This window comes from Methylorubrum rhodinum (assembly GCF_014199935.1).
Taxonomy (GTDB): domain Bacteria; phylum Pseudomonadota; class Alphaproteobacteria; order Rhizobiales; family Beijerinckiaceae; genus Methylobacterium; species Methylobacterium rhodinum.
Genome location: NZ_JACHOP010000028.1, coordinates 1 through 23,482 on the forward strand (window position 1 = coordinate 1; position 23,482 = coordinate 23,482).

Here is a 23,482-nt window from a genome sequence, read left to right on the forward strand (position 1 = left end):
TCCTCCGGCTTGTGCCGCTTCGTTCCCATCTGTCCGTCCTCGTCCTGGCCCGCAGGCCATACCTCAGGGCGGACCACTCCCATGGGGGCGGATCACAACGGCCCGGAGTTCATCGCAAAATCCGTGCAGGCCTGGATCACCGGCGTTGGCGCAAGGACAGCCTACATCGCACCCGGCTCACCATGGGAGAACGGTTATGTCGAGAGCTTCAACGCACGGCTACGAGACGAGTTGTTGAATGGTGAGATCTTCTACACGCTCAAAGAGGCGCAGATCGTGATCGAGAGTTGGCGACGACACTACAACGGTGTGCGTCCGCACGCCTCCCTCGGCTATCGGCCGCCGGCCCCGGAGGTGTTCGTGCCTGCCTCGTCCGCTTGGCCGGCTGCGCTCACCCGACCGGCTCCGCCGGCCAAGCTACCCGTGGAGCAAAGGCCGACCCTGCACTAACTTCGAACTTGGACCACCTCGTGGGGGCAGATCACCACTGCGGCCCGGCCAGCCCGAGCGGCGCACGCACGACTATCGCCGGGCCGGCACCACCGACCTGTTCGCGGCGCTGGACGTGCAGGCCGGTCGCGTTATCGGCCACTGCGCAAGGCTTCACCGCTCCGTCGAGTTCCGCACCTTCCTCGATGAGGTCGAGGCCAACGTGCCGGCCGATCTCGACGTGCATCGGGTGCTCGACAACGCTGCCACCCATAAGACCAAACTGATCCACGACTGGCTGCTGAAGCGCCCGCGCTGGCACCTGCACTTCACCCCGACCTCGGCCTCGTGGCTCAACCTCGTCGAGGGCTGGTTCGCCCTGCTGGCACGGCGGCAACTCCAGCGCGGCGTGTTCGAGACCACGGACAATCCGGAGCGTGCGATCCACGCCTACATCAACCAGACCAACGCCGAGCCGAAGCCGTTCGTCTGGACCAAGTCCGCCGACGACATCCTCGCCAGCGTCAAACGCTTCTGCCAACGAACTTCCAACTCAGACCAGTAGGGCATCCAAGCCGGCGGATCTGGCGCGCAAGCTGGGTCCGGAGCGCCGGGCACGAGAGGCCGCCCGGTCGGAAGTGCCAATGACCGGCTATCCGATCCTGTGGATGGCCGCCCTCAGGCCGTTTCAATCCGGATCATATTCGCCCCCATCCGACGGATCATATCGGATTACGCGCAACTCGAACGACGGCGCAGATGCTCGGGAGGCCGTTGTAATCGCTCGGTTTTCCGGAGCGAAGCATGAGTGGCGGAGACGGAGGGATTCGAACCCTCGATACCCTTATTAGGGGTATGCTCATTTAGCAAACGAGTGCCTTCAGCCTCTCGGCCACGTCTCCACGCGGTTCGGCTCTAGAAGCTCCGGGGCGGCGGGTCAACCCGGTCGGCGCGGGGTCGTGATGCGGCGCTCGTAATGCTTGGCCACGCGCAGATGGCGCGAGATCGCGTAGTTCATCGCGGTCAGAAAGCCGTAGACGCCGCGCACGAAGTGCCGGCGGCCGACATACGCCTTGAGGAAGTTGCCCGGCAGTTCGACGAACACCCGCCAGGCGGGAATCGTCACGCCGCGGGCTTCGAGGTCGTCGGCCTGCTGGTCGGAATAGCGGTTGAGCTTGTCGAGCTGGTCGCCGAGCGACCGCACCGAGAAATGGTGGACGCGGCCCCTCAGCCGCCCGGCCGTGACGCCGGGGCCGAGATCGACCCGGTCGTGGACCGGAGACGGCGAGTAGCGGCTGCGGTCCCGGCGATAGAGCCGGACCGGGCTGAGCACGTAGGCCCAGGGGTGCGGCCGGGTCTCGCCGGGAAAGATCTCGGCGATGTCGATCCGCCACGCCGCATGCGCCGGCTCGCCCGCGGCGAAGACCGCGCGGATCGCGCCCGCGAGGTCCGGCGGCACCACCTCGTCGGCGTCGAGGTTGAGCACCCAGGCGTGGCGGCACTGCTCCTCGGCGAAGCGTTTCTGCGGGCCGTAGCCCGGCCAGTCGTTGTGGATCACGCGGGCGCCGAGAGCCTCCGCGACGTCCTGCGTCCCGTCGGTCGAGCCGGAATCCACTACCACAAGGTCGTCGGTCAGGTCGCGCACCGCCCGGATCGTCGCGCCGATGCGGTCGGCCTCGTTCCGGGCGATGATGAAGACGGAGATCGGGAGCGGCGACATGTTTTTCGCTGGTGGGGCGGGGCTCCGCTGTAGCCGTGGCCTTCCGCGCGAACAAGCGCGCCTATCCGGCCGCCTCCGCCAGCCGCTTGCGCTGGACCTTGCCGTTGGCCGTGCGCGGCAGGGCCTCGAGGAAGCGGACGGCGCGCGGGCACTTGTAACCGGCGAGCCGCTCGCCGCACCACGCGATCAGCCCGTCGGCGTCGGGTTCGGCGCCGGAGCGGGGCACCACGAAGGCGGCGATCACCCGCACGTCGGCCCGCACCGACAGCTCCGCCACGCCGACCTCGGCGACGTCCGGATGGGCGGCGAGCACGCTCTCCACCTCCACCGGCGAGACGCGGTAGCCCATGGCGTTCATGAGGTCGTCGTTGCGGCCGTGGAACCAGAGATAGCCGTCGGCATCCAGGCTCGCGAGGTCGCCGCCCGCGAACCAGTCGCCGCGCATCACCGCCGCCGCCTCCTCGGGGCGCTGCCAATAGTCGAGCATCAGGCCGGGCTCGGAGCGGTGGACGGCGAGCAGGCCGATCTCGCCCGGCGGCAGCCGCACGGGCTCGCCCTCGACGGGGAGGATGGCGACGCAGCGTCCCGGCTGGGGCCGGCCGGGGGAGCCGGGGCGCACGGGAGTCGTCGGCCCGCTCGACACGTAGGTCGAGATCTCGCTCATGCCGAGCGCCTCATAGAGCGGGATGCCGGTGATGCCGGTCCAGTCGTCGAGGAGATCGGGGCTCAGCGCCTCGCCGGCCGTCACGCCGTGGCGCAGGCGCGAGAGATCGTGAGCCTCGAGATCGGCGTATTTGAGGATCTGGCGGAAGACGCTCGGCACGGCGGCGAAGATCGTCGCGCCGTGCCGGTCGAGCAGGCCGGGCCAGACGCCGCGATCGCGCGGGCCGTTGTAGAGGACCGCGGTGGCGCCGCAGGCCCAGGGATCGGTGATGCCGACGCCGAGCGTGTAGGTCCAGTTCATCGTGCCGGCATGCAGCATCACGTCGGTCTCGGCGAGGCCGAGCCAGTGGGCATGCATCGGCCGCCGGCCCCAGACGGCGCGGTGGGCGTGGAGCACGCCCTTCGGCCGGCTGGTGGTCCCCGAGGTATAGACCAGCGTCGCCGGATCGTCGGCGGCGGTGTCGGCGTAGTCGGACAGCGGCGCGCCCGCCTTCATCGCCGCGATCGCCTCGGCGTCGAGCCAGAGGCGCCCGCCGGTCTCCGCCGGTTTGGCGAAGCCTGCGCCGACCACCACGGCGGACACGCCCGCATTGTCCATCAGGAAGGCGGCCTCGTCGGCCGTGAGCTGCGGCGAGGAGGGGAGCGCCACGAGGCCGGCGGCCAGCGCTCCGAAATAGACGAGGACGTAATCCGCCTCGTTGCCCATGCGGATCATCACCCGGTCGCCGGGCTTCAGCCCCAGGCCCAGCAGCCCCGCCGCGATGCCGCGCACGGCGCGGTCGGCCTCGGCGTAGGTCAGGCGGGCGACGGCCTCGCCCTCGCCGACCATGACGAGCGCCGTCTTGTCGCCGCGAAGCCGGGCATTCTCCGCAAGGCAAGAGCGGGCCGCATTGAAGCGGGGCGGCGGCAGGCGGTCGTCGGGAATCGGCACGGCGGCATCCGGTGGTCGAGGGCTTCCCCGGTGTCCGCCGCCGGTTGCGGGCCGTCAAGAAGGGCGACCGGGCCGCGATCCGGCAGGAAGAGGAAGGCCGCATGATCACGACACGTCGGGCGACGATGGTGGGGCTCGCCGCCACGCTCCTCACCCTGAGGATGGGCCAAGCGCGGGCCGCCGCGTTCGAGGACGCCCTGGCGGGGATCGAGGCGCGGACCGGCGGGCGGCTCGGCGTCGCGGTGCTCGACACCGCCTCCGGCGAGCTGACGGGACGGCGCCTCGACGAGCGCTTCCCCCTTTGCAGCACCTTCAAGACGCTGGCCGCGGCGGCCGTGCTGGCGCGGATCGACGAGCGGCAGGACAGCCTGGATCGCCGGATCGTGTTCGAGCGCGAGGCTTTGGTGCCCTACTCGCCGGTCACCGAGCCGCGGGTCGGCGGAGCGGGCATGAGCCTCGCGGAATTGTGCGAGGCGGCGGTGATCCGCAGCGACAACACCGCGGGCAACCTGCTGCTCCGGGCGCTCGGCGGACCGTCCGGTCTCAACGCCTATCTGCGCTCCGTCGGGGACAGCGTGACCCGGCTCGACCGCACCGAGCCGACGCTCAACGAGGCCGCGCCGGGTGATCCGCGCGACACGACGAGCCCTGCCGCGATGGTGCGGACGCTCGGCAAGCTGACGCTCGGCTCGGCGCTGTCGCAGCCATCGCGGGACCGGCTGACCGGCTGGCTCCTCGACAACCGCACCGGCGGGAAGCGGCTGCGGGCGGGACTGCCGCCGGGCTGGCGCATCGGCGAGAAGACCGGCTCGGGGGAGAACGGCACGACGAACGATGCCGGCGTGATCTGGCCGCCGGAGGGGGCGGCGCAGGTCGTCGCGGTCTACCTCACCGGCACCGACCGGCCGATGCCCGAGCGGGAGGCGGCGATCGCCTCGGTCGCGACGGCCGTGGCGGCGGAGTGAGAGCAGGGCCGAACCCCAACCGATCCTACCCGATGACGTTCGCGCGCAACGCCGCGCGCACCGGCCGGATCGCGCCCGACACGGCCGCGGATGCGCCCTCCGCGAGTTCGCGCCAGAGGAACCGGGCCGGATCGACCGGTCCGGGCAGGACGAGGCGCCCCGGCGGCACCGGGGCGAACCCGAAGCGGCGGTAGAACGGCGCATCGCCCACCAGCACGACGAGGCCGTGACCGGCGCCGCGGGCCGCCTCCAGGCTCGCCCGCATCAAGGCAGAGCCGATGCCGCGGTCCGAAAAACTCGGATCGACGGTGAGCGGCCCGAGCACCAGGAGCGGCCCGCCCTCGGCCTCCGCCGGTCCGATCCGCACCGAACCGACGAGGTAGGTGCCGACGAGCGCCGTGAGGCAGAGTTCGGAGAGCGGCGCCGCGCCCTCGCGCAGCCGATAGGCCGTGCGGGCGAACCGGCCGGGCCCGAAGGCGCGGGCGTGCAGCCGCTCGATCGCCGGACCGTCGGCCGGGTGTTCGGGGCGGATGACGAGGGGGAGGGCGGTCACGGGGGCGTCATCCGGGCGCGAGAACGAGGGCCGATAGCAGCCCAGTTCGCAGCCGGCAAACGTTCTTGGGATCAGGCCGCCTTCGCCGAGAAATCGATCCGCGGATCGATCCACGTGTAGATCAAATCCGAGAGCAGGTTCACCGCGAGCCCCAGCAGCGAAAAAATATACAGTGTCGCGAACACCACCGGATAATCCCGCCCGACGATCGAGGTGAACGACAGCAGCCCGAGGCCGTCGAGGGAAAAGATCGTCTCGATCAGGAGCGAGCCGGTGAAGAAGGCGGTGATGAAGGAGCCGGGGAAGCCGGCGATGACGATCAGCATCGCGTTGCGGAAGACGTGACCGTAGAGGACGCGGCGCTCCGTCAGGCCCTTCATGCGGGCGGTGAGCACGTATTGCTTGCGGATCTCGTCGAGGAACGAGTTCTTGGTGAGCAGCGTCGAGGTCGCGAAGGCGCCGAGCACCAGGGCGGCGAGCGGCAGGGCGAGGTGCCACGCGTAATCGACCGCCTTGCCCCACAGGCTCAAGCTCTCGAAGTTCTCGGAGGTGAGGCCGCGGATCGGGAAGATCTGCACGAACGAGCCGCCCGCGAACAGGATGATCAGCAGGATGCCGAACAGGAAGCTCGGGATGGCGTAGCCGACGATCACGACCGCCGAGGTCCACACGTCGAAGCGCGAGCCGTCGGAGACCGCCTTGCGGATGCCGAGCGGGATCGAGATCGCGTAGGAGATCAGCGTCATCCACAGGCCGAGCGAGATCGAGACCGGCAGCTTCTCCCTGATGAGCTGCATCACCGACACGTCGCGGAAGTAGCTGCGGCCGAAATCGAACCGGGCGTAGTCCCACAGCATCTTGGCGAAGCGCTCGGGGGCAGGCTTGTCGAAGCCGAACTGCGCTTCGAGTTTCTTGATGAAGGCCGGGTCGAGCCCTTGGGCACCGCGATACTTGGTGGTCTCCGAGCCGCCGCGGCTCGCCCCGCCGCCGAGGTCGCCCTGGCCGCCGGTGACGCGGCTGAGCGAGCCCTCCTGCTGGCCCTGGAGCTGGGCGAGCACGCGCTCGACCGGCCCGCCGGGGGCGAACTGGATGATCGCGAAGGTGATCAGCATAATCCCGAAGATGGTCGGGATCATGAGGGCGAGGCGCCGCAGGATGTAGCCGAGCATGTCTCAGTCCCGCCCGATCCGCCGGGCCTTGTCCCTGTCGTACCACCACAGGTCGGGGGTGCCGAGGCCGTAGGCCGGCGGGGTCGCCGGATGGCCGAACACGTCCCAGGTCGCGAGCCGGTAGCTCGGAGCGTACCACATCGGAATCCAGTAGCGGCCCGCCCGCAGCACCCGGTCGAGCGCGCGGCAGGCGGCCTCCAGCTCAGCCCGCGAGGCGGCGGTCACCGCCTTCTCGATCAGGGCGTCGACCACCGGATTGTCGATGCCGGCGAGGTTGTTGGTGCCGGGGATCGCGGCGGCCCTGGAGCCGAAGCTGGTGCGCAGCTCGGCCCCCGGCGTCGCCCCCTGCGAGGCGTTGCGGATCGCGATGTCGAAATCGAAGTCGCGCAGCCGCAGCTGGTATTGCGAGGCATCGACGATGCGCTGGCGCGCCTGGATACCGAGGCGTGCGAGGTTGCGGATGAAGGGTTGGGTGCGGGCTTCCCAGATCGGATCGTTGTCGAGGAACTCGAACGCGATCGGCGCGCCGCCCGGCAGCTTGAACACGCTGCCGTCGCGGGTGCAGCCGGCCTCCTTCAGCAGCGCGTTGGCGCGGCTCAGAAGCGCCCGGTCCTGGCCCGAGCCGTCGCTGGCGGGGCTCACCCAGGCCTCGCCGAACACTTCCGCCGGGAGATGCTGGGGATGGGCGTCGCGCAAGGGTTCGAGCAGCGCGAGTTCGTCCGGGCCGGGCCTGCCCGTGGCCTTGAGGTCCGAGCGCTCGAAGAACGATTCCGTGCGCGCGTAGGTGTCGTACATCTGGTTGCGGTTGGTCCAGGCGAAGTCGAAGCACAGACCGATCGCCTCGCGCACCCGCGCATCCTTGAACACCTCGCGGCGGGTGTTGAACCACCAGCCCTGGATGCTGGCCGGCGCGTTGTTCGGCAGCGTCACCCGCTTGACCCGGCCCTCGCGGGCGGCGGGGAAGTCGTAGCCGTTGGCCCAGATCGAGGAGGTGAATTCCTCGCGGTAGATGAAGGCGCCGCTCTTGAACGCCTCGAACGCCGCCTGACGATCGCGGAAATACTCGTAGCGCAACGCCTCGAAGTTGTTGCGCCCGACGTTCACCGGCAGGTCCGCGGCCCAGTAATCGGCCACCCGCTCCAGTTCGATGAAGCGCCCGACATCCATCCGCCCGACCCGGTAGGGACCAGAGCCCAGCGGCGCCTCCAGGGTCGAGGCCTCGAAGTCGCGGCCCTTCCACCAGCTCTCGGAGAAGACGGGGAGGCCGGCCACGGTCTGCGGCAGGTCGCGGGCGTAGCCCGGCTTGTAGCGCACCAGCACCACGTCGTCGGCCTCTGCCGACGCGTCCTCGAGGTCGAGGATCTCCTGCGCGATCGCCGGATGGCCCTTGTCCCGCAGGATCTTCAGCGAGAACGCGACGTCGCGGGCGGTGAGCTTCGAGCCGTCGTGGAAATGCGCCTGCGGCCGAAGGCGGAAACGCTGGGTCAGCCCGTCCTCGCTCGTCTCCACCGTGCGGGCGATCAGGCCGTACATCGCATCCGGTTCGTCGAGGGCGCGCACCATCAAACTGTCGAAGGTGAAGTTCAGCCCCGCCGCGCCGTTGCCGCGGAAGACGTAGGGGTTGAGCGTGTCGAAGGTGTCGAAGGCCTGATTGCCGAAGGTCTGGACGAGCTGCGTCGAGAACCGCCCGCCGCGGGGCGCCATCGGGTTCACGTAGTCGAAACTCGGGAAGCCGGGCCCGTATTTCAGCTCGCCGAAGCTCGACAGGCCGTGGCTCGGGCCGGAGGCCGCGGCGCGGGCCGAGCGGGGGAGGGCGGCGGCGAGCGCGAGCGCTCCGGAGCCGAGGACGAGACCGCGCCGGGTGGGTGCGCCGCTCAACGCGGCGCTCCCGTCTTCGAGGCCAGCGCCTCGTCGTACCACCACGTCGTCGGGAAGCCCGACCCGCCGTATTTCGGCAGCAGGGCCGGGCGGCTGAACCGGTTCCAGCGGATCGTGCGCGTCACCGGCGAGGACCATTGCGGCACGACGTAGTTGTGCGACAGCAGCGCCCGGTCCAGCGCACGGGTCGCCGCCACCAGCGTCTCGCGGTCGCCGGCAAAGATCAGCTTCTCGATCAGCGCGTCGATCCCGGCATCTTTGATGCCGGCGATGTTGCGCGAGCCCGGCTTGTCGGCCGAGGCCGAGCCCCAGTACTCGCGCTGCTCGTTGCCCGGCGAGAGCGATTCCGGCCAGTTCGAGGTGGTGATGTCGAAATCGAACGCGCGCAGGCGGTTCTGGTACTGCGCCTGATCGATCACCCGCACGCTCGACCCGATGCCGATGAGCTTCAATTGCGCGGCGAACGGCAGGATCACCCGCTCGAACACGTTTTGGAATTCGAGGAACTCCACGGTCAGCGGCTCGCCGCTGGCTTTGGAGACCATCTGCCCGCCCTTCAGCTCGTAACCCGCCTCCTTGAGCAGGCCGACGGCCTGGCGGAGATTGGCCCGCACGGCCTCGGGCGTGTCGTTGACCGGGTTCTTGTAGGGCTCGGTGAAGACTTTGGGGGGCAGCTTGTCCTTCACGCCGTCGAGGATCGCCCGCTCGATCCCCTCGGGCAGGCCGGAACAGGCGAGTTCCGAGCCGAAGAAGTACGAGTCGATGCGCTGATATTGGCCGTAGAAGAGCTGCCGGTTCATCTCCTCGAAGTTCATGGCGAGGTTGAAGGCGCGGCGCACCCGCTCGTCCTTGAACTTGTCCCGGCGCAGGTTGAACACGAAGGCCTGCATGATGCCGGTGCCACGCCCCGGAAACTCCTCCTTGATCAGGCGGCCTTCCTTGACGGCGGGGAAGTCGTCGTACTGCGTCGCCCAGTTGCGGGCGATGTTCTCGGTGCGGAAATCGTAGAGGTCGCCCTTGAGCGCCTCCAAGAGCACCGAGCCGTCGCGAAAATACTCGAACCGGACCGTGCCGAAATTGTTGCGCCCGCGGTTCACCGGCAGGTCCTTGCCCCAGTAATCGGCGACGCGCTCGTAGATCGCGTAGCGGCCGGCATCGATCTTGGAGAGGCGATAGGGGCCCGATCCCAGCGGGATCTCCAGCGTGGTCTCGCTGGCGCTGCGCGGCTTGCCGTTGGCGTCCGTGCCGGTCCACCAGTGCTTGGGCAGCACCTGCATCTGGCCGAGCACCTGCGGCAGTTCGCGGTTGCCGGCCTCCGAGAAGCGGAAGGTGACCTCGCGCTCGCCCGTGGCCTCGGCCTTGGTCACGCTGTGGTAGTAGGCGGCGTAGAACGGGCTGTTGGCCTTGAGCGTGTCGAAGGACCAGATCACGTCCTCGACGGTGAGCGGCTTGCCGTCGTGCCAGCGGGCCCCGCTGCGCAGACGGTAGGTGACCGACATCCCGTCGGGGGCGATCCGCACGGCCTCGGCCAGTTGGCCGTAGGAGGAGAACGGCTCGTCGCCTGAATCCTCCATCAGCGTGTCGTAGATCTGGGTGATCCCGCCCTCCAGATCGCCCTTGAGGCCGTTGACGATCATGTTGAGGTTGTCGAACCCGCCCTGCGCGCCGAGGCGCACGAGGCCGCCGACGGGGGCCTTGGGGTCGGCGTACTCGAAGTGGGGGAAGTCGGGGCCGTATTTCGGCTCGCCCAGCAGCGTCAGGGCGTGGCGCCATTGGCCGGGAGCCTCTTGCGCCGAGGCCTTCGCCGCCGATTCCGCGGGCTCCTGGGCGGCGGCCGGGCCGCGCAATCCGAGGGCGGCGAGGGCTCCGGCAAGGAAGCTGCGGCGAGCGATCACGGCGTGGTCCGTCACGTTGGCGCGTTCTCCCGATCGTTCATTAAACACGAGAATTTCTGGCCGACGTTCTAGGACGGCGGGCTCCCCCCGCCAAGCGGTCGCGTCCGCGCAGGCGCTTGATCGGCGCTGAGCGAGGGGCCTTGCGGGGCCCCGATCAATCCACCGCCGTCATTCCGGGGACGCGCAGCGGAACCCGGAATCCACCCGTGATGCGCGATAGAAGCTGAGCGTCGCGGCCAGTCATGGATTCCGGGTTCGCTTATCAGCGCCCCGGAATGACGGCGGTGGAATTCGGTCCCGCTTGGCACCACGCCTCGGCTCGTGCGCGAAGCCTCGTCCGGAACGAAAAAGGCCGGGCACTGGGCCCGGCCTCGTCTCGCTCAGAAAATCAGGGCTTGGGCGCCTCGGCCGGCTTGTCCGTGGCCGGCGGGGCCTCCGGGGCGGTCGGCTGCGGCTTCGCGTCGGTGTCGGCGGACGGCTTGGCGATGTCCGGCTGGGTCGGAGCGACCTCGTTCTGCTGCGGTTGCTTCTCCGGGGCCGGCACCGGGCGAGCCGTGTCCTTGCCGTCGCCCTGATTGCCCTGGGGCGCGTTGCTCTCCGGCTTCTTGTCCTTGTCGCCGGTCGCGCTCTCGGGGGCCTTGGTCTCGGCGGGCTTTGTCTCGGCCGGTTTGGCATCCGCAGGCTTGGCGTCGGCCGGCTTGGCATCCTGCTTCGCTTCGGCGGGCTTCTCGGCAGCCTTTTCAGCCGCCTTGCCCTCGTCCTTCTTCGGCTCTTCCTTCTTCTCCGCGGCCGGGAGCGGCTTCGGGCTGTCGGAGAGCGTGCGCAGGTAGGCGACCACGTTGGCGCGCTCGGACGGCGAGCCGATGCCGGCGAACGCCATCTTGGTGCCCTTCACGTAAGCCTTCGGGTTCTCGAGGAAGTGGTCGAGATCGTCGTAGGTCCAGGTGCCGCCCTTCTCCTTGAGTCCGGCGGAATACTCGAAGCCCGGCTCGTGCGCCTTCTGGCGCTCGACCACGTCCCAGAGGTGCGGGCCGACCTTGTTCGGGCCGCCCTTCTCGAAGCTGTGGCAGGCCGCGCAGGCCTTGGTGCCGGCCTTGCCCTTCTCGGCGTCGGCGCTCGCGAGACGCACGGCGATCGGCTCGGCCTTCGGCGCGGCGGCCTCGGAGGAGGCGGCCTTCGGCTCGGGCTCCGGCAGGGGATAGCCCGCATTGCCCGCGGGCTTGGGGTGATAGATCAGCTCCGCCACGAAGCCCGACCCGACCGCGAACAACAGCGCGCCGAGTACCGCGCCGGCGACCTTGTTCAGCTCGAAGGAATCCATGCTCGACTGCTCCGGCGCACGGGAAGAGAGCCCGGCGGATGGGGGCCCGACGGGCAAGACGCCGGACTTTGGAAGAGTGCGAGGGTGATTAGCCGTTTGGAACCGATCTTGACAATGGGCCGTGCGCGCTGCGCGCTGTCGCACGAGCGGTTCTGAAGCGATTTTTGCGCCGCCGTGCTCCGGGCTCGCCGTCATGACAAGCCCGGCCCTCCCTGGTAGAGCCTCGCCCCGACGCCACCCGCGCGAGGCCGTATCCGGGCGATGTCCGATCCGCTGATCCTGATTCCGGCGCGTCTTTCCGCGACGCGCCTGCCGAACAAGCCGCTCGCCGACATCGCGGGCGAGCCGATGATCGTCCATGTCTGGCGCCGCGCCGTCGAATCCGGCATCGGCCCGGTGGTGGTCGCGACCGACGCGGCCGAGATCGTCGCCGCGATCGAGTCCCGCGGCGGCCTCGCCGTCACGACCCGGCCCGACCACCCCTCCGGCTCCGACCGCCTCGCGGAGGCGCTGGAGATCGTCGATCCGGAGGGCCACCACGACGTCGTCGTCAACGTGCAGGGCGACCTGCCGACGATCGATCCCGGCATCATCGCCGCCGCGATCACGCCGCTGGCCGACGCCGCCGTCGACATCGCCACGCTCGCCGCCCGGATCGAGCGGGCGGGGGAGGCGGACGACCCGAACGTCGTCAAGATCATCGGCCACCATGTCGGCCCGAACCGCCTGCGGGCGCTCGCCTTCACCCGCGCCCGCGCGCCCTGGGGGGAGGGGCCGCTGTTCCACCATATCGGCCTCTACGCCTATCGCCGGAAGGCGTTGCGCCGCTTCGTGAGCCTGCCGCAGGGCGAGTTGGAGCAACGCGAGAAGCTGGAGCAGCTGCGCGCGTTGGAGGCCGGGATGCGCATCGACGCCACGATCGTCACCGACCTGCCGCTCGGCGTCGACACGCCGGCCGATCTCGAACGCGCCCGGGCCCTCCTCGCCGCCCGCCGCCTGAACTGAAGCGCATCACCCCATGACCGACCGCACCATCGCCTATCAGGGCGAGCCCGGCGCCAACTCGCACATCATCTGCGCCCAGGCCTATCCGGGCTGGACCTACCTCGCCTGCCCGACCTTCGAGGACGCCTTCGCCGCGGTGAACGAGGGGCAAGCGGCGCTCGCGATGATTCCGATCGAGAACTCGATCGCGGGGCGGGTGGCCGACATCCACCACCTGATCCCGATCTCGCGGCTGCACATCGTGGCCGAGCACTTCCTGCCGATCCATTTTCAGCTCATGGTCCTGCCCGGCGCCCCGCTTGAGGGTGTGAGGACCGTCCACAGTCACATCCACGCGCTCGGCCAGTGCCGCCGCATCATCCGGCGCCTCGGGGTGAAGCCGGTGGTGGCGGGCGACACCGCGGGCGCCGCCCGCGAGGTGGCCGAGCTGCGCGATCCGACCCGCGCCGCGCTCGCCCCGGCGATGGCCGCGGAGGTCTACGGCCTCGACATCCTGGAGCGCGATGTCGAGGACGAGGCGCACAACACCACCCGCTTCGTGGTGTTCTCGCCCGAGCCGGTGCAGCCGGAGCCCGGCGGCGAACCGACGGTGACGAGCTTCATCTTCCGGGTCCGCAACATCCCGGCCGCCCTCTACAAGGCGCTCGGGGGCTTCGCGACCAACGGCGTCAACATGTCGAAGCTCGAGAGCTACATGATCGAGGGCCAGTTCACCGCGACCCAGTTCTACGCCGAGGTCGACGGCCACCCGGAAGACGACGGCCTGCGCCGGGCGCTCGACGAACTGCGCTACTTCTCCCGCGAGTTGCGCATCCTCGGCACCTACCCGGCCCATCCGTTCCGCGAGGCGACGCGGCAGGCCGCCGAGTGATTCTTTTGGAATGTTGGAGTTGGGATTCGCAGCCTCACCACCGTCATTCCGGGGCGCCGCAGGCGAACCCGGAATCCACTCGTGATGCACGGCTACGAGAAGCGTCGCGGCCAGTCGTGGATTCCGGGTTCCGCTCCGCGGCCCCGGAATGACGGGAATGAGTTGACGTGAAGCCGCTCAGGCCGCTTCGCCCGAGTCGTCCCCATCGAGGATCGCCTCCAGATCGCCCGTCAGCGCGTCGAGCGGCTCGGAACTCGCACGGATCTTGAGGTTGGTGCCGTCCTCGGCTTCCACGGCGATCTCGATGTGATCGTCCACCCGCGCGGCGAGCGCCTGCTTCAGGGTGTAGGCCATCACGTCCTTGGCCATGCGAGTCCTCGCCGTTGTCGCTTGCCGTTTCGGCGGGGTGGGAAGCGCAGGGAGGCCCGTATCCCGAACTCGGAAGGCCGCGTCGCGCGGGACGACGCCCGCAGGGGACCGTTTCCCGGCGTCCCGCGTTGGCCTCCGGCAGGGAGGCGGTCATGGCGGCCAGAGGCGTGATCCTGATTGTGGTGTTGGCGAGCGTCCTCGCCGCCGGCGATGCGGCGGCACAGGGCATGATGCTGACCGAACCCCGCGCACCCGCCCCGCAGCCTGAACCGGCCGAGGCGCCAGCCCGGCGGCCCTGGGCGATGAGTGCTCACCAAGCGGTCCCGCGACCCGATGGGCGCCTGCCGAACCAAGCGACCGGTCCGAAGCGGGAGCGCGTCGTGCGCGACATCTGCATCGGCTGCAACGCGCCGTAGACGGCGGATGTGGCTGGCGATGAGCCAGCTACGCGGCCATGTCCGCGATGGTGGCAGCGGCCGAAGCGTTTTCGACGTGTTGCGGCGGTGATCGAACGCCACCGAGCCCTACTGGACCGATCCCGGTCGCGAAGGCGGGCGGACTCGCGAAAACCGCGACGAGAGGCTTCAAATCAGGGCAAGTTTTCGCGAAGGTTCGCGCAACGGACGGCAGTCAAGCCAAGCCGTGATCTGCCATATATCAATGTCTGCAGGGAGTTATGGTGCCCAGGGGCGGAATCGAACCACCGACACTGCGATTTTCAGTCGCATGCTCTACCAACTGAGCTACCTGGGCATCGGCCGCTGCGCTGTGCGCTGGCGACGGAGCGGGGGTATAAGGAAGGCTCGGGGTCCTGTCCAGCCTCGTTTCGCCTGTCGGGGTCGGGTTTTTTGACGAAGCGGTGACGGCCTCAGCGGGAGCGGTCGTCGCCGCGCTCCGGCGGCGGGGGAGAGGCGTCCTCGTCGACCGGTCCCGGAATGACGTAGCGCTCGCCGAGCCAGCGGCCGAGGTCGATGTCGGCGCAGCGGGGGGAGCAGAACGGCTTGGCCTCAGGCGTCGCCGGGCGGCCGCAGATCGGGCAGGGCGGCGCCTTCTTCGCCGGGGCCGCCCTCACGCCGCCGCTCCCCAGGCGCCTCGCACCGGAAACCCCTCGCCTTCGAGGAGGCTCATGGTCTCGTTCAGCGGCAGGCCGACCACCGCGCTGTAGGAGCCGACGAGCTTCACCGCGAAGGCGCCCGCGAGCCCCTGGATGGCGTAGCCGCCGGCCTTGCCGCGCCACTCGCCGGAGGAGAGGTAGCCCTCGATCTCGCGGTTGGAGAGGCGCTTGAAGCGCACCCGCGTCTCGACCATGCGCTCGCGCAAGCGATCCTTGGGCGAGAGCACGCAGACGCCGGTATAGACCCGGTGCGCCCGGCCCGAGAGCAGGCGCAGGCAATCGGCGGCCTCGTCGAGGGTCTCGGCTTTCGGCAGCACGCGCCGGCCCACCGCCACCACGGTGTCGGCGGAGACGAGATAAGCGCCGCGCAGGTCCTCCCGCCGCCGGGCCGCGGCCTGGGCCGCCTCCAGCTTCCCGCGGGCGAGGCGGCGGGCGAGTTCGCGGGGCGATTCCGACTTGCGCGGCGTCTCGTCGATGTCGGCGGGGAGCAATGCGTCCGGCTCGATCCCGACCTGCTGCAGCAGCGCCAGCCGCCGTGGCGAGGCCGAGGCGAGAACGAGGAGCGGACGGGCCGGAGCGCCGGAGATCGGCGGCGTGCCCTCGGGAGTCGGACGGTCGGTCATCGCCGTGGTCTTACGCACAAGCCCAGGCGCACCGCAACGCGGGCGAGATACATCCGCTCGCGCACCCCCACCGGGCGCCTGCCGGCCCGCGGCACGAGGCGGAGGCTCACGGCGTCCGGCCCGGCCGGATGGGGGGTGCGGGCGCCGCCTCGTCCCATTCGCGGTCCCGGTCCCGCAGAAGCGCGGCGCAGTCGTGCGCGGCGAGCGCCTCTTCCCCGGCTTCCGGATCCGCCGCCGGCGGGACCCGTGGGGATTCCGGCAGCAGCACCCGAACGAGCGCAGCGACGATCCTGTCGAGGTCGGCCGCACTCGACGCGCGGTCCGGCCCGATCTCGGGACGCCGCCGCGAGGCCAGATCGGCGCAGGTCGTGCCGGCAGGGGCGAGCCGGCCGACGAGGGCCGCGTCGAGGGCAAGTCGCTCCAGCGGCACGGCGCGCAGACGCTCCATGCGCCGCCGGTCGGTCGCGGTCCGGTCGTGGAGGACTCGCGCCCCCGGAACGAGCCGGGCGATCTCGCCGAGCAGATGCGCCCGGATCGCGTCGACCCGCACCGGGCCGACCTTGCGCACCACCATGAGATCGGCCGGAGAAGCCAGCGCCAGCGCCCCCATGTCGGCGAAGCCCGCCTTGCGCAGGCGAGCCCGGAGCGAGGCCGTCAGCAGCCCGCGTCCGTACCCTCCGGCGGCGAGCCGCGCGACGACCGACGCGGGCAGATCGTCGAAGAACGGCAGGTACGCCGAGGCCGCGTCGAACAGCGTGGGCCGGGCCCCGGCGCGGAGGGGCCGGACTCCGTCGGATTGGTCCGTCATCGGACCTCCTTCGCATGCGGCGGCGCACCGCACGAGCGTCGGCGAGGCGCCCGAGAGCGGGCGTCGACGAACGCGTCGGCGGCTCGGGAAAGGCCTGCTCGGCATCGGGGACCGTACGGGTTCGGGTCCAGCCGGTCGGGTCACACAGGTTCGATCACCGTCGCACCCACCATCCCCTCCGACGTCTCACCGCCCTTCCACGACCCGATGCGGCAGCAGCGTCTTCGGCGCTCCGTGCGGCTCGCCGAGTCGGCGTTCAGCGGCGGCGGCGGAACCAGCGCCGCAGCCCGATCACAACGGCCGCCACGAGGACGAGCAGGCCGATGACGGGATGCACGACCGCGCCGGCCTGGAACAGGACGAAGACGCCGAGCACGACCATCCACGGCTTCATCGTTCCGCCGTCCGCGCCGCTCCCCGACGGGGGTTCCGGGTCGCCGAGCGGTCGCGCGGCACCCGACGGGCCCGCTCGGCCGATCGAGGGCAGGCCGCTGCGGCCGGGAGCGGCGGGACGGCGGGCGTGCTCCGCGGCTTTCGCCGCTTCGGCCTCGGCTTCCGCCAGGATCGGGTCGGGCCGCGGGGCGGATGGCTCCGCCGGGCTCCACCAGCGCGCCAGCGGCACCGCGCCCTCCGCCGAACGCTGACGGAACGACGGGATGCGCGGGCGCGCCTCGCCAACGCCTACGCCGTGCCGTTCGGCGAGCCGGCGGGTCTGCGCCACCAGCGGGGCGCCGGCCTCGGGCGTGACCATCCGGACGAAGTGGGCGAAGCCCAGCGCCGCCCGCAGCACGGCGTGATCCGCGCTGCGGCCCCAGCTTCGGCCGGCGGGCCCGTTCCGGTCGAGGGCGTGGAGGAGGGCGCGGAACCGGCGCAGCGTTTCGCGGGGCACCGCGACCCGCTCGTTCACGGTCAGCCCCGTCACTTCCTGATGGCGGCCGCGGCGCATCACCCGGGTCTTGTCGGGATGGACGGTGAAGCCCTCGGCCGCGACGATCTCGCCGACATATTTGAGCAGCGGCCCAACCTTCTCCGCCGCCGTGCCGGAGGCGGAGAAGGTGAGGTCGTCGGCGTAGCGCGTGTAGGTGAAGCCGAGGTTTCTCGCGAGGCCGGTGAGGCGCCTGTCGAGGCGGATGCAGATCAGGTTGGTCAGCGCCGGGCTCGTCGGCGCCCCCTGCGGCAGGCGGCGGGGGCCCCGCGCCGCGTGGAGGCGCTGGCCGTCGATCTCGATGTCGTCGGTATCCGGCTCGGTGCAGAGCAACGCCAGTACGGTGGCGACCGGTTCGGCATAGCCCAGCCCCCGGAACTTGCCCTTGACCCGGCGATAATCGAGCGTCGGGAAGAAATCCTTGAGGTCGAGGTTCACCACCACGTCGCGCCCGACATGGGCGCTGGCGTTGGTGACGATCGAGCGGCCGGGGACGAAGCCGTGGGCAGACTCGTGGACGGGGGCGTGGGCCAGCAGCGCGTCGAGCACCCAGTATTGCGCCCGCTTCAGCCGCGGCATCGGCGCCGAGATCAGGCGGGTGCCGCCGGTCTTCTTCGGGATGGTGAAGCGGCGGTAATGGCTGACGGTGGCGAGCGCCCGGTCGTAGGCGAGGAAGCGCAACTCGCCCATCGGGATGCCCATGGCCTGGGCGAGCGCCTTGGGGTTCGCCAGCCTCGGCAGGCCCGGCCCCGGTTCGCGCCCGGTCTCGTCCGGTGCCAAGAGGCCGGCCGAGACGCCCTCGCCGAGATGGAGCACGTCCTCGTTGCGGCGCGCGTGCCACGCGAGCGCCCGCTCGTGGCGGGTGCGGGCGTTGCGCAGCTTGGTCTCGCGCCGCCGCTCCAGGGCCGCCTTCTTGCGGCGGCGATGCATCTCCTTGAGCGCAGCCTCCGGATCGCGCCACAGCGCCTCGCGGCGGTGCAGGTCGGCGAGTTCCCGGGAAATCTCGCCGCGGCGGCGGATCAGGTCGGCGGGGACGTTCGGCCGGTCCGCCCCGTCCGGCCAGAAGCCGAGGCGGATCATCTCCTCGAGGATCACCTCGTCCTTCGAGGACTCGCGGATGCGGTCGTAGAGCTGCTGGCGGGTCAGCGAGCCGGGCTGCGTGCTCATGGGCAGCCCTCGGAAGCAGGAAATGGAACGAGGGACGCCGGCCGGAATGCCTTCGTCAAGTCTCGGGACCGGCACGCTCCACTCGATGCCGGCACGACCACCCGGCGGCGTTTGGGTTCGGCGAACCCAAACCGCGAACGCCGCCGGGTGGTCAGTGCCGGCCCAGTGAAGAGCGGGCCGGTGACGCTTTGCCGGGCAGGGTGCAGGGACGGCGAAACGCCGCCCGGGATGCAAGGTCCGCCCCGGCAGGCGCCCCTCGTAGCGTGAATCGTAGACCGACTGCTGGCCGGCATCAATCGCGGACTTCTCACGCCCGAGACCCCATCGGCTTGCCCTCGACCTGTGCGTGGAAGTAGCGGCGCAAGGCCAGCATGTGCTCGCAGGGGCCGCGCATCAGCCGGTTGCGGATGGCGTAGCTGCAGCCGCAGGAGCCGCCGACCATGCGGTCGTCGGCGTCGATCTCGACGGTGGGGCGCAACGGCGTGCCGTCGTCGAGCACGGTGCCGGAGATCCAGCGCAGGCCGTCGGCGTGGCGGACGGGATCGAGGGCGACGAGCCCGGCATGGAGGAAGCGGTCGGCCTTGGCCTCCTGCTCCGAGGCGAAGCGGAGCGCGCCCGCATCCAGCGGCTCGCGGGTCAGTTCGCGCAGGCGGTAGACGCGCTTGTCGAGGTCGAACATGGCGCGCCCAGCCTGGACATAGCCGCCGAGCGCCGCCTCGACGGTCGAGCGGGCGAGGCCGGTGTCACGGCTCAGCACCTCGGCGTTGGCGAGATGGCGTTGCCCGAGCGCGGCGAAGACGCGGGCGGCGGTGTCGGCATCGACGTCGGTGCGGGGCGCCAGCAGGTCGAACCGGCCGGCGCGCGACCAGTCGTTGGCGGTCCAACCGGACAGGCCCAGCGTGAAGCGCAAGCCGCCGAAATCGAGCACGGCGAAGGAGGGCAGCCCGGTGCCCAGCAGATGCAGCCGCACGGATTTGGCGAGCGGCAGGGCACGCGCCAGGATCGCCAGCCGCCGCCGGCCCCACAGCCGGATCTCGGCGCCGGTCTGTCCCCTGTAGATCGAGCGGCGGAAGGTCAGCCGCTCGTTCCAGGGCTCGATCACGACGCCGACCGGCCGGTCGGGCTCCAGCAGGAAGCGCAGCGAGCGCGGCCCGTGCCGCTCCCGCCGGGCGCCGAGGCGCGTCAGGATCGCGTGCATGTCCACCGGGTGGAGATCGACCGTGAAGGCCGGCTGCGCCATCGCGCTCGACACTTGCAGGAAGCCGCGCATCCACGAATCGGGCAGCTCGATCTTGTCCTCGCGATAGGCCGCCTCGCCGGTGGTCTGCACCTCGAAGCCGGTCGGGTCGATCGACAGCTCGGTGTCGCGGTAGCTGCGGATCTTCTGGAATTCGTCGTAGAGGGCGTGGCTGTAATCGATGTTGGTGGTGCCGTAGGCCATGGCGCCGAGGCGCTCGAACGTGTCGTGGTCGCAGGACAGGCGCCCGTAGCTCGATTCGTCGAGGCTGAAGGCTTCGAAGAAGATCTCGTCGGGATGCACGGTGATGACCGGATCGAGCACGATCCAGGCGTCGAAGTTCTCCTTGTAGAGGTAGTTGAAGTAACGCTGCCGCGCGTGGTGGAACGGGCGCATGATGGCGCCGCTGCGCAGGTCGATCTCCCCGGCTTCCCGGCGCAGGGCCTCGATCTCGTTGCGGATCGCGTCCCGGTCGCTCAGCGCTTCGGCGAGAAGCTGCTGCTCGTTGGCCTGGAGCCACGCGAGGTAGGCGGTGCGGTCCTTCGGCTTGAAGCGCAGGTCCGACACGACGACGTGGTGGAGCGCGGAGATCGCCTCGCGGAACGGTAGGTGGCGGGCGACCTTGCCGGTGAAGAAGGTCGGCTGGCGCAAGGTATCGGGCGCGAAGCCGAGGCGGGTCGCGCCCGCGTCGGATTCGGCCCGGCTCTGCCCGAGATAGCGGTGGACGAAGTTCATCGGGCGGCCTCCGCGCGGGCGCCGGGGCCCCGCGTCTCCGGCGCGCGCCGGTCGAGCGGCGTGTCGAGGCCGGGATGGGCTTGGGCGATGTCGCGCAAGGTCAGGATCGCCGCGGCGCGGTCGCGGGCGGTGCCGCTGAGCGAAAGGTCGGAAAAGAGCGGCAGCAGGCGCTCGGCCCGCTCGCGGCGGCTCAAGGCCTGCGCCCGCAGGAAGGCGGCCATCCGGTCCTTGGCGACCCGGCCTTTGAGCACCTGCAGCATCACGATGCGGGCGAGCGGGATCAGCCGGGCGAAGGCGTCCTCGCTCGCGACCGCCTGCTCGGTGAGGAGTTCGGTGACGAGGAGGTGCATGGAGGGGGAGGGGTGTTCGAGCAGGCGCAGGACTTGCGCCTGCACATCACCCGGCCCGAGGCGGCTGCGCAGGAGCGTCCGGGCGAAGGCCAGCACCTCCGGACGGACGCTATCGGTGACGACCGCCAGCGCGGCGGGCGTCCAGGCCTCCTCGGGCCAGGTCTCGAAACAGGTGCGGGCGAAGGCGGTGGCGTCGGGCCAGTCGCTCTCGATCAGGAGTACGGCGTCCTCCGCTTCCGCCTGGAAGCGGGCGGGCGCGGCCTCGCAAGCCGCCATCGCCCAACGCCGCACCGCGACGTGCGGATGGCCGCCGAGGCGGGCGATCTGGCGCACGCTGAAGAGATCGGGCGCGCGCTCGTTCAGCAGCGTGGCCCCGAGCAGCCGGGCGCCCTTGGCCCGTGCCTGCAGGAGCCGCCAGACGGTGCCGGGATCGAGGGCGGTCAACTGTTCGGACATCGCCTCGGTCAGGAGCGCGACCATATCGGCCGGGAAGGCATCGTCCGGCGCGGTGCGGAACAGCGCGTCGACCAGCTCCCGCGCGAGACGCTCGGCCAGTGCCGGATCGAGGGCGGCAAGGCGCACGACCAGGGGACGCGCCGCGAGCCGTAGGGCCGGCGACGGGCCGCTCGCCAACGCCAGCACGCGCTCGGCCTGCGCGGCGAGACGCGCGTCGTCGGAGCGGGCCAGCAGGCCGAAGGCCGCGGCCTGAATCTCTTCGGAGGCCGAGCCGATCAGCGCGTCCCAGAGGTCGGAGGGCAGGCTGTCGGCGTCCGTGCCGGAGCGCGTCAGCAGGTCGAGAACGGCTGCCACGACCTCGGGTGCGGAATGGCGGGCCAGATCCGTGAGGCCGTCGCGCGCCAGCGGCATGTCGTGAGCCGGCCACAGGGCGGGAAGGCCCGCGCGCATCGCCCGGATCGCGGCTTGCGCCGTCACGTCGGGCGCGGGCGGCATCGCCCGCAGCCACGCGATCAGCCGTTGCCCCAGCGCCGCAGCCACGTCTCGGGGCATGCCGCGTCCGGCGAGCCGCGCCAGAGCCGCGGCGACCTCCGGCTCCGGGCTCGTCAGCAGGGCGAAGGCGAGGCCGTCCTCCCGCCAGGGCAGGGCGGGATCGGCCTCGATCCGCTGGAGCGCGAGGCCGCGCGCCTCGGGCAGGCGGGCGGCGACCAGGGCCGCCAGGAGTTCGGGATCGGCCGTGCCGCGGGCGAGGCGGTCGCGGGCGGTGTCGAAGCCGAGGCTTTGCACGGGAAGGATCGGCGCGGCGAGCAGGCGGCCGAGCTCGGCCGACGTCAGGGCCTCGCGGGCGGCGGCGTCGGCCCGCAGCACGCGCACGCCGAGCATGGCCACCGGCGCGATCGCCGAGCCCGCGGCGAGGCAGAGCGCGAGATCGGGCCGGGCGCTCCAGAGATCGGGAAAGGCCTCGTCGCGGCTGTCGGGATCGGGCTCGGCCGTCTCGACGAAGCGCAGGGATTTCGGACGCGCCACCATGCCGGCGGCGTTCCGGTACAGGAGCTGGTTGGCGGTCCAGTGATGGCCCAATGGCCCGTAGGCGCGGGGCTCGCGGCCCCAGGTCCCGCCGGGCCGGCGCACCCAGGAGGTCCAGGCGGATCGCGGCCGCAGATCGTCCGGGCGCAGGTTCAGCAGATAGTCCGCCGCCATCGCGGCGAAGGTCGGATCGCCGACCTCGCCGCGCTTGCGCAAGGCCCGCCAGATGCGGCGGCGCAGGTAGTCGTGGGTCACGGTCGAGAGGCCGACGATCGTGTCGGCGCCGCGGCGCAGGCTATCGAGCGGGAAGGAGCGGCGCAGCTCCGCCACGTAGGCATGGCCCTCGCCGCGCCAGTACATCGGCTCCGCGGTCTCGAAGCGATATGCGGTCGCGGCGAAAAGGCCGGCATCGTCGGCCATCTCGGCGTGCTTGAACAGCCGGCGAAGCCCGATCAGGTAGGGTGGGCGAGCCGGCAGGCGGGGAATCGCGGCGCAGAGCGTCGCGTGCAGGCCGCCGTCGCCCCGCGCGCGGCGCCCGAGCGCCACCAGGGCCGGCCCGACCCGGCCCGGATCGGTGCGGGCGAGCCCGTCGAGGGCGCCGCACAGGCCGTCCGCGTCGCCGGCCTCGGCCGGGCGGGCGATCGTATCGGGAAGGTCCGGGTCGGAGGCGGGGGCGTCCGGTGCGAGGGCGAAGCGGGCGAGATCGCGGGTCGCGACGCTGTCGCTGGCGGCGGCGATCGCCTCCAGCGCCGGCCGCGCGGCCGCGCCCCCGGTGCGGTCCAGCGCCCAGACCAGGGTGTAGGGCGCCTGGGCGGGCTCGAGATCCTTGGCCAGTGCGAGCAGGTCGGGCAGCGCCGCGGCGATCCGCAACTGGCCGATGCGCCAGAGCAGGCGGGCGCGGTCGCGCTCGGGCCACCGCTCCCGCCGACAGGCCGTAAGCCGCGCCAGCAGCACCCCGTCGCGCCCCCCCGGCGCGTCGCCGGCCGGCTTCACAACGTCGGGCAGGTCGGTGCGGCGGTAGCCGCCGTTGAGCTTCGACACGACGACGCTGTCGAAGAGCTTTTGCGCTGCCTCGGCGGAGACGGGCTGCGCGGTCTTCGCGCCCTCGCGCAGGACCGCGCCGCGGCGCCCGTGGCGGGTGTTCACGAGGAAGCGCGCGGGGCCGGCGAGCGCGTCGTTCTCGACGAGATCGACCTCGTAGACCTTGTCGGAGGTGCCCTCGCGCAGGTGAAGGGCGGCGGTACGGACGAGTCTCATGCCGGCCTCCGGGCC

20 protein-coding genes and 2 tRNA genes are annotated in these 23,482 nt (G+C 71.1%); 6 read left to right on the forward strand and 16 right to left on the reverse strand.

The annotated features are described in order from the left end of the window. Both HNR00_RS22010 and HNR00_RS22015 read left to right on the forward strand, forming a co-directional pair. A partial coding sequence (locus HNR00_RS22010) for an integrase core domain-containing protein (RefSeq protein WP_376770405.1) occupies positions 1-450 on the forward strand: 450 nt, incomplete at its 5' end. Continuing rightward, positions 386-994 carry an IS630 family transposase gene (locus HNR00_RS22015; protein ID WP_376770406.1) on the forward strand — a complete coding sequence of 203 codons (609 nt, stop codon included), beginning with the start codon at positions 386-388 and terminating at the stop codon, positions 992-994. The genes HNR00_RS22010 and HNR00_RS22015, both read left to right, overlap by 65 nt. Before the next feature lie 244 nt (positions 995-1,238). Here HNR00_RS22015 and HNR00_RS22020 read toward each other — a convergent pair. From HNR00_RS22020 to HNR00_RS22030, 3 genes are all read right to left on the reverse strand, one after another. Continuing rightward, positions 1,239-1,331 (reverse strand) — tRNA-Ser (locus tag HNR00_RS22020). A 35-nt stretch (positions 1,332-1,366) separates the two neighbouring features. Next, entirely contained in the window at positions 1,367-2,149 is a 783-nt protein-coding gene (locus HNR00_RS22025) for a glycosyltransferase family 2 protein (protein ID WP_183573113.1), read from the reverse strand. A gap of 61 nt (positions 2,150-2,210) precedes the next feature. Beyond that, the gene (locus HNR00_RS22030; protein WP_183573115.1) at positions 2,211-3,743 is read right to left on the reverse strand and encodes an acetate--CoA ligase; all 1,533 of its coding nucleotides are present in this window, start codon (positions 3,741-3,743) and stop codon (positions 2,211-2,213) included. A gap of 104 nt (positions 3,744-3,847) precedes the next feature. Between HNR00_RS22030 and bla the strand changes: the two genes are divergently transcribed. Then, positions 3,848-4,708 carry a class A beta-lactamase gene (bla, locus tag HNR00_RS22035; protein ID WP_512698594.1) on the forward strand — a complete coding sequence of 287 codons (861 nt, stop codon included), beginning with the start codon at positions 3,848-3,850 and terminating at the stop codon, positions 4,706-4,708. A 25-nt stretch (positions 4,709-4,733) separates the two neighbouring features. On the opposite strand, the gene HNR00_RS22040 is transcribed toward bla, so the two are convergent. The 5 genes from HNR00_RS22040 to HNR00_RS22060 form a co-directional block, all read right to left on the reverse strand. Beyond that, positions 4,734-5,261, reverse strand: coding sequence for a GNAT family N-acetyltransferase (locus HNR00_RS22040; protein ID WP_183573119.1), 528 nt, complete (start codon positions 5,259-5,261; stop codon positions 4,734-4,736). A gap of 71 nt (positions 5,262-5,332) precedes the next feature. Continuing rightward, on the reverse strand, positions 5,333-6,430 hold the full coding sequence (locus HNR00_RS22045; protein WP_183573121.1) for a microcin C ABC transporter permease YejB: 1,098 nt from the start codon (positions 6,428-6,430) through the stop codon (positions 5,333-5,335). A 3-nt stretch (positions 6,431-6,433) separates the two neighbouring features. Next, complete coding sequence (locus HNR00_RS22050) at positions 6,434-8,308, reverse strand: extracellular solute-binding protein (RefSeq protein WP_183573123.1); 1,875 nt, start codon at positions 8,306-8,308, stop codon at positions 6,434-6,436. Further along, entirely contained in the window at positions 8,305-10,218 is a 1,914-nt protein-coding gene (locus HNR00_RS22055; RefSeq protein ID WP_183573125.1) for an extracellular solute-binding protein, read from the reverse strand. The genes HNR00_RS22050 and HNR00_RS22055 overlap by 4 nt, the downstream gene beginning before the upstream one ends. Before the next feature lie 373 nt (positions 10,219-10,591). Then, positions 10,592-11,524 (reverse strand): c-type cytochrome, encoded by a 933-nt coding sequence (locus HNR00_RS22060; RefSeq protein WP_183573127.1) that lies wholly within the window; start codon positions 11,522-11,524, stop codon positions 10,592-10,594. Between the two features lie 261 nt (positions 11,525-11,785). On the opposite strand from HNR00_RS22060, the gene HNR00_RS22065 reads away from it, so the two are divergent. Both HNR00_RS22065 and HNR00_RS22070 read left to right on the forward strand, forming a co-directional pair. Continuing rightward, positions 11,786-12,529, forward strand: coding sequence for a 3-deoxy-manno-octulosonate cytidylyltransferase (locus HNR00_RS22065; protein ID WP_183573129.1), 744 nt, complete (start codon positions 11,786-11,788; stop codon positions 12,527-12,529). Positions 12,530-12,542: 13 nt separating this feature from the next. Beyond that, positions 12,543-13,400 carry a prephenate dehydratase gene (locus HNR00_RS22070; protein WP_183573131.1) on the forward strand — a complete coding sequence of 286 codons (858 nt, stop codon included), beginning with the start codon at positions 12,543-12,545 and terminating at the stop codon, positions 13,398-13,400. Between the two features lie 177 nt (positions 13,401-13,577). Here HNR00_RS22070 and HNR00_RS22075 read toward each other — a convergent pair whose 3' ends face one another. Beyond that, complete coding sequence (locus tag HNR00_RS22075) at positions 13,578-13,769, reverse strand: hypothetical protein (protein ID WP_183573133.1); 192 nt, start codon at positions 13,767-13,769, stop codon at positions 13,578-13,580. Positions 13,770-13,921: 152 nt separating this feature from the next. Here HNR00_RS22075 and HNR00_RS22080 point away from each other — a divergent pair, with 152 nt between their 5' ends. Next, entirely contained in the window at positions 13,922-14,185 is a 264-nt protein-coding gene (locus tag HNR00_RS22080; protein ID WP_183573135.1) for a hypothetical protein, read from the forward strand. A gap of 261 nt (positions 14,186-14,446) precedes the next feature. Here the strand turns inward: HNR00_RS22080 and HNR00_RS22085 are convergent. The 7 genes from HNR00_RS22085 to HNR00_RS22115 all read right to left on the reverse strand — a co-directional run bounded on the left by HNR00_RS22085 (position 14,447) and on the right by HNR00_RS22115 (position 23,467). Continuing rightward, positions 14,447-14,522: transfer RNA gene (locus HNR00_RS22085), tRNA-Phe, on the reverse strand. A 115-nt stretch (positions 14,523-14,637) separates the two neighbouring features. Continuing rightward, the gene (locus HNR00_RS22090) at positions 14,638-14,841 is read right to left on the reverse strand and encodes a DNA gyrase inhibitor YacG (RefSeq protein WP_183573137.1); all 204 of its coding nucleotides are present in this window, start codon (positions 14,839-14,841) and stop codon (positions 14,638-14,640) included. Beyond that, complete coding sequence (locus HNR00_RS22095) at positions 14,838-15,506, reverse strand: Maf-like protein (protein ID WP_183573139.1); 669 nt, start codon at positions 15,504-15,506, stop codon at positions 14,838-14,840. Before HNR00_RS22095 ends, HNR00_RS22090 begins: the two co-directional genes overlap by 4 nt. A gap of 106 nt (positions 15,507-15,612) precedes the next feature. After that, positions 15,613-16,314: a hypothetical protein gene (locus tag HNR00_RS22100; protein ID WP_183573141.1), complete on the reverse strand. Its 702-nt coding sequence runs from the start codon at positions 16,312-16,314 to the stop codon at positions 15,613-15,615. A 256-nt stretch (positions 16,315-16,570) separates the two neighbouring features. Further along, the gene (locus tag HNR00_RS22105; protein ID WP_183573143.1) at positions 16,571-18,406 is read right to left on the reverse strand and encodes a reverse transcriptase family protein; all 1,836 of its coding nucleotides are present in this window, start codon (positions 18,404-18,406) and stop codon (positions 16,571-16,573) included. A gap of 307 nt (positions 18,407-18,713) precedes the next feature. Continuing rightward, a complete protein-coding gene (locus tag HNR00_RS22110) occupies positions 18,714-20,378 on the reverse strand; it encodes an SWIM zinc finger family protein (RefSeq protein WP_183573145.1) in 1,665 nt (554 codons plus the stop codon). Then, positions 20,375-23,467 (reverse strand): hypothetical protein, encoded by a 3,093-nt coding sequence (locus HNR00_RS22115; RefSeq protein WP_183573147.1) that lies wholly within the window; start codon positions 23,465-23,467, stop codon positions 20,375-20,377. The genes HNR00_RS22110 and HNR00_RS22115 overlap by 4 nt, the downstream gene beginning before the upstream one ends. Positions 23,468-23,482 lie beyond the last annotated feature (15 nt).